Raw genomic sequence first — 10,754 nt, forward strand, 5'->3', positions numbered from 1 at the left:
TGGCACGGGTCCAGCCGGGCCGATCATCGTCACCGGCCCGCCGATAGTGGAGCTGAGCCGCCTCAAGGCGAGGGCGGCCTCGGCGGTGGCGGCGCCCGGCTGCCGGGCAGAGCGGTCAGGCGCCGGCGGGCGGCTGCTCGGGCAGCGCAGCGATCTTGCAGTCGTGCATCGTCACCACGCGGCAAATCGTGCCCGGAGAGGTTGAAGGCGAAGGTCTTCTCCGGGCCGCCCCAGTGGATCACCGACGGGACTCTCTGACCTGCGGCTTTGCCGGAACGGTTGGGACCGTTTCCCGGGGCGATGGTGGTGGTTCCCACTGGGTCGGGCGGGTGAGAAGATCAGCCCGGTGTACCCGTGTCCTTGCCGTTCTGTTGCTGCAAGTAAGCGAGGTTGCCGCGGGTGGCGAGGGTGTGGGGGTGGTCGGGACCCAGCACCCGCACCCAGTCCTCCAGCAGCTCCGCGAAAGCGGCCGCAGCGCCAGCCGCATCCCCCGCCTCCCCCCGCCAATAGGCGAGGTTGTGGCGCGTGGCGAGGGTTTGGGGGTGATCCGGGCCCAGCACCCGCACCCGGTCCTCCAGCAGTTCGCTGAAGCCGGTTGCGGCGCCGGCCGCATCCCCCGCCTCCCCCCGCCAGGAGGCGAGGTTGCCGCGGGTGGCGAGGGTGTGGGGGTGGTCAGGACCCAGCACCCGCACCCGGTCCTCCAGCAGCTCCGCGAAGGCGGCCGCAGCGCCAGCCGCATCCCCCGCCTCCCCCCGCCAGTCGGCGAGGCTGTGGCGGGTGGTGAGGGTGTCGGGGTGGTCAGGACCCAGCACCCGCACCCGGTCCTCCAGCAGCTCCGCGAAAGCGGCCGCAGCGCCAGCCGCATCCACCTTCCCCCGCCAGTCGGCGAGGTTGCCGCGGGTGGTGAGGGTGTCGGGGTGGTCAGGACCCAGCACCCGCACCACGACGTCCAGCAGCTCCGCGAAGGCGGCCGCAGCGCCAGCCGCATCCCCCGCCTCCCCCCGCCAGGAGGCGAGGTTGTTGCGGGCGGCGAGGGTGTCGGGGTGGTCGGGGCCGAGGTGTTCGGTTGTAGTGGCGGCCAGGTGCTGGTGGTAGGTGAGGGCCGCGTTGACCTGGCCGGATTCGCCGAGACTTCTTCCGGCCCGGAACAGCACGGTGTGGGCGTCGGGCCGGTGCAGGGCGTCCTGGGCGCGCTCGGTCAGGGTGGTGGTGTTGGCTCGGAGGGCTTGGGCGAGGGTTATGTCGCGTTCGACCGCGGGCCAGGCCGCCAGCAGGGCGTCGGCGGCGGTGCGGGCGGTGCGGTGCTGTTGTTCGGGAGTGAGGGTGTCGCGGACGGCCCGCTGGATCAGGGCATGGACCCGCACCTCACGGTGAGGGTCCTGGGGGGTGTGGTCGATGAGGCTGAGGCGGTGCAGCACCCGCAGCCCCGCGGTGACCTCCCCCGCCGTGACGTTGCCTGCGGTCGCGTCGGCGGGGGCAGGGCCGGGCCGGTGCGGCTCTGCGGGGCCGACTCGCTCTTCACTCAGATAGGCCAGGGCGGGCGGGGTGGTCAGGACGGTGGCGGGTATACCGTTGGGGTCCAGCAGTGAGGCCAGGTGCAGCAGCAGCCGGGACAGGCCCGCGGGGCGCATGCGGTCGGCGCGTTCGATGGACAGGTCCCAGGCAGCGGCCATCGCGCGGGCGTGGCCGGGCGGCAGCGGCTGCGGGCTGGCGTCGGCCAGCGACACCGTCCGATCCGCCAGCAGCGCCCGGTAGCCGGCGACGGTCATGCCGGCGTCCGCCATGAACGCGGCGGCCTGGGACAAGGCCAGCGGCAGACGGCCGAGGTCATCCGCGAGCGCCGCCAGGTCCTCGGCGGATTCGGTACGGTCATGGGCGGCCAGGACCGTACTCAAGTAGGAGACGGCTTCGGTCTCGGTGAACAGCCCGACGTCGATACGGGTGCGGCCGTCTAGAGTGAACGCGGCATCCCGGCGGCGGGTCGTGATCAAAGTGCGGCCGTGCGGGCTGGCAGGCGGCCACAGGCCCTGAAGGTGGTCGGGGTCGGAGACGTCGTCCAGGACAACCAGCCACCGGCACACCTCCTGGCCGGCCTTGGGTTCCAGCCAGGCCGTGAACGCCTCGGCCGCCGCCTGCAGGTCACCGAGCTGCGCACCCGCTACCTCGACCCCTGCCCGGCCCAGACCCGCCACCAGCGACGCCCGGTCCGCCGCGGTCACCCACACCAGCAAGTCCAGCTCACCACCGGTCAGCGCGGTTCGGGCGTAGTCGGCGGCCAGCTGGGTCTTGCCGACACCGCCCATCCCCGACAGCACCGGCCCACGCTCCGGCTCCCGGGCCGAACCCGCCCCCTCGGCCTGGCCGAGCACGGCCGTGCCACCGCCGGCCACCGCCAGCCGCAGCCGCGCCCGCTCCGCACGGTCCTGGAACGCCCCCGCCCGCAGCAGAATCACCCCCACCTGATGCGGCCAGACCAACGGCGGCCGCACCGCGCCCTGGAAGTAGTTGTTCTGAACGTTGTGGTCACCACGCTGCGCGCCGGTAGGCCCGTGATAGCTGTCGCCGGCCACCGCTCAGGACCCGAAAGTATTGGTCTGCGTGTTGTGGTCCCCGACCTGCAACGCGGCCGGCCCGTTGAAGGTGTTCCCGTACACCGCGCGCGCCCGCGGTCCGGCAGCCTCCGCCGCGGCCCGCACCGCGGCCACCGCATCCTGCAAAGCCGACGCGAAGGCGGGATCCTGCTCGACCGCCTCCTCCAACGCCAAGCCCAGGCGCCTGCGGGTGCGATCCGACACCGCCTGCGCACCCGCTGCCGCCTGCGTCACCGCCTGCTCCAGCGCCGGATCGCCGCCCAGCCGGGCCACCACCATCTCGTGCAGACGGTCCAGGCCCGCATCCAGCACCGTGTCCACCTCGGCATCCGCACGCCCGGCCACCCTCCGCGCCTTGCCCACCACCCACGCCACCAGATAGCCCACCGCTAACTCCACACCCACCACAACGCCCCCAACAACGCCCCCGGCACGTACACACCGACCGTACGCCCGCGCACCCCAGCGACGGGCCAGAACCCTCCAGCCCCATTCCCTCACCCGCCACAGCCCATTACGTCGGTGGTCCCCGGTCCGGTCGGGGTGATCGCGTCCTTCTCCCGGGCCTCGGTGATCTGCTCCAGCGTGTCGTTCACGCCCTTGAGGTACGTGGCCTGGTGCTTCAGTGCTGCAACTACAGGATCTCCGGCGCGATGGCTGGCGCGAGCGCAGAGTAGTCGTACGCCAGGTCCGGCAGCGAGCACGTGCCCATCAGCCTCGGTCCCTTCCCACGGTGATCGGTGGAACGTCGGAGTAGTGCCGCGGCGCACTTCGGGACAAGCTCTGGACCCGGTGGAGCCGCCCCCGACCGGTCATGAGGCAGACGGGGACGGTGTGGACGTCTGTTCTGCGGAAACCGTCGTAATGACCACGCCCCGCGCGCGGTTTTGCCGGCCTCCAGGAAGGCGGATTAGGAGTGCGGATTGGGAGGCGGCGGCGATGCCGCGCTGCCATGCTTACGGACCGCCAGCTCCACGATTGCTCTTCGCTTGGGCGTACTCCGTCAGCGTCGCACTGGCCGGATCATGGCAGCGAATACGGGAGAGTCGGGGAAGGGCTGCTGATCGCCGACCTTGCGATACCCCCATGCCTCGTACACAGCCTGGACCGCTCCGTTGCCGGCCGCCGGGTTGACCAGCAAGGTCACGCGCTGCTCGGTCCGCTGGGACAGCCATGCCTCGTGGATCTGCCAGGCGACCCCGCGCCCACGCCACGGCTTGCGCACGACGATCTCGTTGAGAGCGACCGTCCGCTTCCCATCCTCAATGATGTACTCCTCGGGAAGCGCGGCGGTCATGGGCTGCCACCATCGGGTGTCCGGGCCGAGCGGGACACCGAAGCAGAAGCCGACCGGCTCCCCGTCCTCGTAGCCAACAACGGCGTCCCAGCCGGGACGCGAGGCGTAGATGTTCAACCGCTCATTGAAACGGTCGACGTCGTAAAAGGGCCCGGTGAGTCCGAAATCGCGGTGCCGGACTTCCGCGTGCACGTCCAGGAGGATCTGCCGTATCTGTGGCAGGTGATCGGCGGTGTAGTGCGTGATCTCGACGGTCATCGTGGGTCTCCCTGCCTGGACGTGTACGTTTCCCTCCACTGGGCTGCCACGGACGATCGAGGGGTGGCGACCGACAATTCCCGCGTGAACTCGTCCAGGAGCCTGGCGATGCGCCCGGTCCGTGCCTTGGCGTTGTCGGGAGCAGCCACCGTTGCCGCCGTCGCACATGCCTGTTCGACGTCACGCTGGCGGAGCTGTGCGAGAGCGAGCAGGGCGCCGTAATACACACGGTTGCGGTCGTAACCGGGCCGCAAGCGCGACAGCGTACGGTGAAGGTACGCCTCGGCCTGAGAGTGTTCGCCGAGGCGGCCCAGCGCGATGGCGCCGAGACCGTCGAGTTCGGACCGGTCGAAGAAGACCATCCAAACCGGCCGGGGCGCGCCGTGGTCGGCCTGTTCGAATGCCTCGGCCGCTTGACCGAGACTACGTAGAGCTGAGGATCGCTGCCCTGTCTGCGCCTGGATTCCCGCCAGGCGTGCGGCCGTCAACGAACGGTAGAGCGGGTCTCGTCGGCATACAGAAGACGCGCGCCCTGCCTGGGCCGCGGCCAGAGCGTCGTGAGGGCGCCGCTGCTGATTCGCAAGCACCGCTGCATGACCCCACAGACGGACCTGGATCTCGGGGCTGCCGGACAGTCCGGCCAGCGTCATGGCCCGGTCGAGATGCTGCTGCGCCCTGTCGGGTGCGTGGTCGTCGACCGCGGCCCACAAGGCGGTGCCGGTGAATGCGGCGGCGAGGCCGTACAAGCGTGCGCGTACGCGCTGCGTGGTGTATCCCACAGCCTGAAGTTCCATCGCATGGTGAGCGAAGGCCAATGCGCGGGTTTCCAGATTGATGGTGCCCCCGAACTGGTTGTCAGCGGCGACGAGCCTGGCGAACTCCGTCTCCAGCCGGTCCGCGTCGGACATGCCGACGCGCGGTGCAGTCGTAGGGGTCTTTCGGGGTAGCGCGGCTCCAGCAGCCAGGCCGGCCGCCGTGCTGGCCAGGGTTCGTCGCCGCATCGGGTCCTCCGGTGGTGCTGGGTTGCTCTTGGCTGCGAAGCCTAACTCTTGCGCAGAACAGCCGAACTCCTCCTCCAGAGCGCGCCGCTGCTTTGCTTGAGGCCGAGTGGTGGTTCCGTCCAGCCAGTTGCGGATGTGCCGGTCCGTCAAGCTGCCCGGGCGGCCGGTGAAATCGCCGATGCGCCGGTTGAGGGCCTCCGCGAGTTCCTGTTGCGTCAGGCCTGCATCTTCCATCCGACGCGCCAGCAGCGTGTTCACCATCTGCCTACGGTAGCGCACTGTGTGTTACTGCTGGAGAGTAAAAATTTCCGGTTTCCCGCACATAATCCGCACCGGTGATTGCCTGTGCCCGGCTGCCCGGACGGCGCTTGGCTGGGAAAGGGCCATCAACCCGAGTCGACCTCGATACCGGTGGCCCCGTCATCCGGCCTCTTCGCCGAGGGATCACCATGGCACCCACGTTTCCCAAGCAACAGGTCGCGGGACATCTGCCCGGCTACTTGCCACCCGCGGACTTGCCGACTGTCCCACACCGCCGTACGCCGACTGCTGCCTCCGCGGACATCGTGCTGGAGCGGCACGAATCCGTGGTGGGTACGGCCCGCCAATACGTGACCGCCGCCCCTGGAGCCTCGGACGGGCCGGTGTTCCACCGGCCCGGTGAGTTCGGGCCGGGTGCCGGGTACACCGTGTTGCTCCCCGCGAGCGCGGCCCGGATCTGGTGGGTGCACGGCACGGTCGTGCTTCCGCCGGCAGTCCGGTTCGTCATCCCTACGCCGGACCGGCTGGAGCCGACGATGGAGGCCCCTTGGTGGGTGGTACCGCTCGACGGTCCGGACAGGCTGTGCACGTCGGCGCTCCTGGCCTCGCTGCTGGCCCGGCCGACCACCGCGGTAGGCGGGGAGGACAGCCATGCGTAGCGTCCGCGCGGCGTTGTGCCCGCCGCGCACGCCCGCCGTCCCGACCGAGTACGCCAAGAGCTACGAGCGTGTCCCGGAGTCGGCTGCCGCCGCACGCCACCTGGTCAGCGAGGCCCTGCACGTCTGGCACCTTCCGCAGCTCGCCGACACGGCGGCGCTGATCACGACCGAGCTGGTGTCGAACGCGATCCGGCACGCCAAGGGCGAGGAAATGCGCGTGGACGTCACGCGGCTGACCGAGCAGCGTGTGCGCGTCTCGGTCGTCGACCAGGACTCCACTCGCCCCCAGATGCAGGAGCCGGACCCCGGTGGGGAGGGCGGCCGCGGCTTGTTCCTCGTGAACGCCGAATCCTCCGGCTGGGGCGTCGACGTGCTGCCCGGCGGCAAGCGGGTATGGGCCGACCTGGAGGCGTTGTGACGACCACGACGCTCGCCCCGGCCAGCAGTGCCCGTCTCGGGGCGCCGCGACGTGGTTCCCCCGCCCCGTGGCACAGGCCGGGGTTGGGCCTAATCGGCAGCCGCGTGCAGCGGCGGCCGGATCGCACCCGGCCGCCGCTGAGGGTCGGTGACCCGGCAGCGCAGACCGACATCGAAGGAGTGAACGACCATCAGCACCGCGAACACCGCCGAGCGGTGGCCACCTGGCTGGACATTGTCCGATGGCTCGCGCTTGGTGAACCCGAGACCGGTGGGGCCGAACCAGTTGAAGCTCAACCAGTGGGTGGCTGTGAACGGGCACGCATTCCGCATCACCAACCTGCGGGCAGTGGGCCTGACAGGGCGCTTGGTCGAGCTGTCCCGCCGCGCTCCTGTGTACCTCCGCGCGGGCGAGACGCTGACCGGCTTCGAGGTTGTCCCGCCGCCTTCCGGCGGTTATCCGACCGTCCGGGCGCCCGACCCGCCGCCGCGCGCCCCAAGCGCAAGCGTGCCGCGCCGGGCGCAGGGCGGACCGCGCCGGGCCGCCGCGGTGGCTGACCATGCAGGGTCGCGCATGGGTGACCAGGTCTGTGCTGGCGCTGCGAGAGCGCAGACGGGCCGGGACTGTGGCTCAGCCTCGGGCAGAGACCGCGGTACCGGTGCCTTTCACACCTGCGCGGAGTGCATCGCTCGCGTGGAGGACCGGTCGCTGGCCGGGGCGGGCTCCGCCGAATCACTGATGAGAGAGGTAAGTCGAGGACTGCCTACCGCGCGGGACCGTATGACGCCCGGAGAGAGCACATCCCTGGGCCAGGACGCGATCCAGACCCGCGAAATCCTGTCCCGCGGGCCTCCTCGGGCTGACACCACCGGCTTGTCCGACCCACGCCGCCAAATCGAAGGACCAAATTCACGGCAATGGCCAGCACGACCGCAACGCAACACCCTCACGCAGACCGTCCGCCCATTTGCGGAGAGCCCGCGACCCTATCCAACCCACTCGCCTTGACGGCCACGAGGTACGCCAACCGGCAGGACATCGATCCCATCGAAATCCAGGACGTGCGCTGCACCCTCCAGGCACATCGGACCGGCGATCACTACGCATTCGTTGTCGGCACCACCGCGACCACCAGCGCGTGGACCCGATGGAGCCGGGGCGCCGGCCCCCAGAGTGTCCTCGTCCTGCCCAACTGTCCGATCACCGGTCCCGGCCAGGACGAGACCTGCTCCGAGTACGAGTTCCACCACGGCGCCCACACCTGGCAGGTGGACGACCCCTGGAACCCCGAAGAGCCCGCGCAATGACCGCTACCCGCACACGTACCCGCCCTCGCACGCTGGACCACGAACCGGAAGCCATCACCTGGGCACGCAAAAAGGCAGGCCTGACCAAACGCGCACTCGCCCGCCGGATTGGCATCAGCGAACAGCTCATGGGCGAGATCGAATCCGGCTGGCGCAACGCCACCCCGGCCAACCTCGCAAAGATCGCTCAAGCCCTCAACTGCCCTCTCGTCATTCTTGAGCGCAAGCGGCAATAGACGCCCGGAACGCCTGAATACCACGGCCTCTGAGCCAGCAGCTTGCTGTGACCACACACCGAGGAGCCGCACCACCGTGACCACGGCCGTACCTGACGTGCTGATCCCCGCCGCGCCGCCCCGCACCCTGCGATTCATGGTCTGGAACCTGCTGAACGGCGGGGTGGACAGGGAGTCGGAAGCGCGCCTGACCGACCAACTTCACCTCATAGCCGCCTGCGCCCCGGACGTGCTGTGCTTGCCGGAGGCGACGTTCTGGAGCCAGCACGAGCAGCGGCTGCTGCGCCTGGCCACGGGCACGCTGGGCATGAAGGTCGCCACCCTCGCCAAGACCCGTGTCGGGGACGGCAAGAATGCCACCGCGCTGCTGTACAACCCGGCGTCCGTCCGGCTCGTCCACTGGCAGTTGCGCGGGGTGGGTGTCTTCCACCACGCGCTTATCCGCGCCCGGTTCCGCCCCAAGGCGGCCGGCGACGACCCGGCCGCGGACTTCACGGTGTTCAGCACGCACCTGAACCCCTTCAACGGCGAGGCTCGGCTCAATGAGGTCCGGGGCTGGCTGACGGACAGCGGTGGGGCGTTCCCTGGCATGCCTTCCAGGGCCGTCGCGATCGGCGACTTCAACACGCCGGATCGGGAGCCCGATAGCTGGGCCGCGGTGCCGAGGAACCTGCACAGCTGCTACCGGCTCGTCCTACCGGACGGCTCGTTCGGCGACACGGACCAGCGCGCGATCCGTGTCCTGCTCAATTCCGGCTGGCAGGACCCGCACCACGTGCTGGGCATCCCCCGGCCACCGACCGTGGGCCACTACTACGTCAACGAGCGAGTCCCGTGGGCCATCGACCGCGGGCTCACGGTCGGCATGGAGCCCGTCACGGTGTGGACCCACCCGTTCGACGAGAGCTTCCACCTGTCCGATCACCTGCCGCACTTCATGGACCTCCACCTGGCCGCATGAAGGCCAGCCCCACCGCAGACCTCCCACTCCACCCGTTGCGAGGAGGCACCGTGCAGCGACAATGCATGGCGCGGCCGCCCGACAGCAACCCCGCCCGGCGCGAAACCAACGTTGCGTCACTCCCCCGCCGAGACCTCGCCATCACCGCTCCTGGATCGCCGAGCCGAGGCGAGCAGATCACCAAAGGAACTACGGTAACCGAATGACTACTGTAAGCGACTCAAATATTCATGAGCCCGCCGCCATGCGTGCGGCCATGGTCAACTCACTGCGCGGCCAAGGCGCGATCACCTCCGAGCCGGTGGCCGCCGCCTTCGCCGCAGTGCCCCGTCACCGGTTCGCACCGGACGCGACGCTGGAAGCCTCCTACGCCCCCAACGGCACCGTGGTGGCCAAGCGGGACGAGCACGGTCTGGAGATCAGCGTGATGTCCGCGGCCCACCTCCAGGCGGTGATGCTGGAGCAGGCGCAGATCGAGCCCGGCATGAAGGTGCTGGAAATTGGGTCCGGCGGATACAACGCCGCACTCATCCAGGAAATCGTGGGCCCGCAGGGTTCGGTCACCACGGCCGACATCGACAAGGACATCACGGACCGCGCGAGTGCGTGCCTGACGGACGCGGGCTACGACCGGGTGAAGGTGGTGCTTGCCGACGGCGAGGCCGGCGTGCCGGACGGCGCACCGTACGACCGGATCCTCGTCACCGCGGCCGCATGGGACATCCCCCCAGCGTGGATCAGCGACCTTACCGAACAGGGTCGGATCGTCGTCCCGTTGACGGTGTGTGGTCTGACTCGTTCGGTCGCGTTCGACCGTGAGGGCACCGGGCTGCTCAGTCGCTCCTACTGTCTCGCGCGGTTCGTGCCCATGCAGGGCGAGGGCGCGGCCGAGGAGCGCAAGGTGCTGCTACGCGAAGGCATCGCTCTGCAGACCGACGACCCGCGGGTCGTGCTCAACACCACGGCGTTGGACCAGGCCCTGAACGAGCCGCGGCTAGAGCGCTGGTCCGGAGCGGCCTACGACCTGCCGGACGAGCTGGAGCTGTACCTGACCCTCAACCTCCCCGAGCCCGCCCGGCTGCACGCGGCCCAGCACGTCATCGACCAAGGGGTCGTCGCGGCCCCGGCGCTGCTCGGAGTGCCGGCCCTCGTCAGTGAGGGCAGCATCGCCTACCGCACCCGGCGGGAGAACGAGGACACCGGCGGCCTCGAGAGCGGCGTGATCGCACACGGACCGCAGGCCGAATCCCTCGCGGAGCACTACACGGAGTTGCTGCGGACCTGGGCCCGCGACCACCGTCGTCGGGGCGCGGCGACCTTCCGGTACCTGCCGACCCCGGCCCCGACCCCGCTGCCCCAGGGGACCGTGCCCAAGCGACACGGCACCGTCACCGTCTCCTGGAACTAGACCCCCGCGGCCCGGCCGCACAAGCACCGTGTCGCGGCCGGGCCGCGGGTTCTTGCACCACCAGCCACTACCGAGGAGAGACATGACCGTCCAACTCGATCGCCCGGTCGCCCCCGCGCAGTCGGTCGCCGGAGACCAGGAGGTTCCCGGCTCCGAGTGGGAACTCGACGTCACCATCGTCGAGGGCGGCCCCGCCGCCGACCAGCTCATCCGCATGACGAACGACGGCTGCAACTCGACGTGCGCCACCGCGTGCGTGAGCTGCCCGTAGTAGCGCTCGCTCGTACAGGACCGCGATGACCGTGGCGTCCGGCCGACCCGAGGTACGGGCCGGCCGGACGCCACGTGGCCACAGGA

Annotated in this window: 12 protein-coding genes; 7 read left to right on the top strand and 5 right to left on the bottom strand. The window is 70.1% G+C overall.

Annotation, left to right across the window (positions count from 1 at the left end; all coding sequences use genetic code 11):
• Positions 1-338: 338 nt before the first annotated feature.
• The 4 genes from ITX44_RS19760 to ITX44_RS19780 all read right to left on the bottom strand — a co-directional run bounded on the left by ITX44_RS19760 (position 339) and on the right by ITX44_RS19780 (position 5,408).
• Complete coding sequence (locus tag ITX44_RS19760) at positions 339-2,570, bottom strand: tetratricopeptide repeat protein (RefSeq protein ID WP_205358620.1); 2,232 nt, start codon at positions 2,568-2,570, stop codon at positions 339-341.
• A 3-nt stretch (positions 2,571-2,573) separates the two neighbouring features.
• Positions 2,574-2,978 (bottom strand): hypothetical protein, encoded by a 405-nt coding sequence (locus tag ITX44_RS19765; RefSeq protein WP_205358621.1) that lies wholly within the window; start codon positions 2,976-2,978, stop codon positions 2,574-2,576.
• 616 nt (positions 2,979-3,594) lie between these two features.
• On the bottom strand, positions 3,595-4,146 hold the full coding sequence (locus ITX44_RS19775; protein ID WP_205358622.1) for a GNAT family N-acetyltransferase: 552 nt from the start codon (positions 4,144-4,146) through the stop codon (positions 3,595-3,597).
• Positions 4,143-5,408 carry a helix-turn-helix domain-containing protein gene (locus ITX44_RS19780; RefSeq protein WP_205358623.1) on the bottom strand — a complete coding sequence of 422 codons (1,266 nt, stop codon included), beginning with the start codon at positions 5,406-5,408 and terminating at the stop codon, positions 4,143-4,145. The genes ITX44_RS19775 and ITX44_RS19780 overlap by 4 nt, the downstream gene beginning before the upstream one ends.
• A 188-nt stretch (positions 5,409-5,596) precedes the next feature.
• Between ITX44_RS19780 and ITX44_RS19785 the strand changes: the two genes are divergently transcribed.
• Together ITX44_RS19785 and ITX44_RS19790 are read left to right on the top strand one after the other, a co-directional pair.
• Entirely contained in the window at positions 5,597-6,067 is a 471-nt protein-coding gene (locus tag ITX44_RS19785) for a hypothetical protein (RefSeq protein WP_205358624.1), read from the top strand.
• Positions 6,060-6,485, top strand: a complete 426-nt coding sequence (locus tag ITX44_RS19790; RefSeq protein ID WP_205358625.1) for an ATP-binding protein — start codon at positions 6,060-6,062, stop codon at positions 6,483-6,485. The genes ITX44_RS19785 and ITX44_RS19790 overlap by 8 nt, the downstream gene beginning before the upstream one ends.
• Before the next feature lie 89 nt (positions 6,486-6,574).
• On the opposite strand, the gene ITX44_RS19795 is transcribed toward ITX44_RS19790, so the two are convergent.
• Positions 6,575-6,781: a hypothetical protein gene (locus tag ITX44_RS19795; RefSeq protein ID WP_205358626.1), complete on the bottom strand. Its 207-nt coding sequence runs from the start codon at positions 6,779-6,781 to the stop codon at positions 6,575-6,577.
• A 708-nt stretch (positions 6,782-7,489) separates the two neighbouring features.
• Here ITX44_RS19795 and ITX44_RS19800 point away from each other — a divergent pair.
• The 5 genes from ITX44_RS19800 to ITX44_RS19820 all read left to right on the top strand — a co-directional run bounded on the left by ITX44_RS19800 (position 7,490) and on the right by ITX44_RS19820 (position 10,668).
• Positions 7,490-7,792 carry a hypothetical protein gene (locus ITX44_RS19800; RefSeq protein ID WP_205358627.1) on the top strand — a complete coding sequence of 101 codons (303 nt, stop codon included), beginning with the start codon at positions 7,490-7,492 and terminating at the stop codon, positions 7,790-7,792.
• Entirely contained in the window at positions 7,789-8,028 is a 240-nt protein-coding gene (locus tag ITX44_RS19805; RefSeq protein WP_205358628.1) for a helix-turn-helix domain-containing protein, read from the top strand. Before ITX44_RS19800 ends, ITX44_RS19805 begins: the two co-directional genes overlap by 4 nt.
• Before the next feature lie 76 nt (positions 8,029-8,104).
• The gene (locus ITX44_RS19810) at positions 8,105-8,989 is read left to right on the top strand and encodes an endonuclease/exonuclease/phosphatase family protein (protein WP_205358629.1); all 885 of its coding nucleotides are present in this window, start codon (positions 8,105-8,107) and stop codon (positions 8,987-8,989) included.
• Between the two features lie 244 nt (positions 8,990-9,233).
• Positions 9,234-10,397 carry a methyltransferase, FxLD system gene (gene fxlM, locus ITX44_RS19815; RefSeq protein ID WP_236061113.1) on the top strand — a complete coding sequence of 388 codons (1,164 nt, stop codon included), beginning with the start codon at positions 9,234-9,236 and terminating at the stop codon, positions 10,395-10,397.
• Between the two features lie 82 nt (positions 10,398-10,479).
• The gene (locus ITX44_RS19820) at positions 10,480-10,668 is read left to right on the top strand and encodes an FxLD family lanthipeptide (RefSeq protein WP_205358631.1); all 189 of its coding nucleotides are present in this window, start codon (positions 10,480-10,482) and stop codon (positions 10,666-10,668) included.
• The last annotated feature ends 86 nt before the right edge of the window (positions 10,669-10,754 follow it).

Source organism: Actinacidiphila acididurans (genome assembly GCF_016918855.1).
GTDB classification, from domain to species: domain Bacteria; phylum Actinomycetota; class Actinomycetes; order Streptomycetales; family Streptomycetaceae; genus Actinacidiphila; species Actinacidiphila acididurans.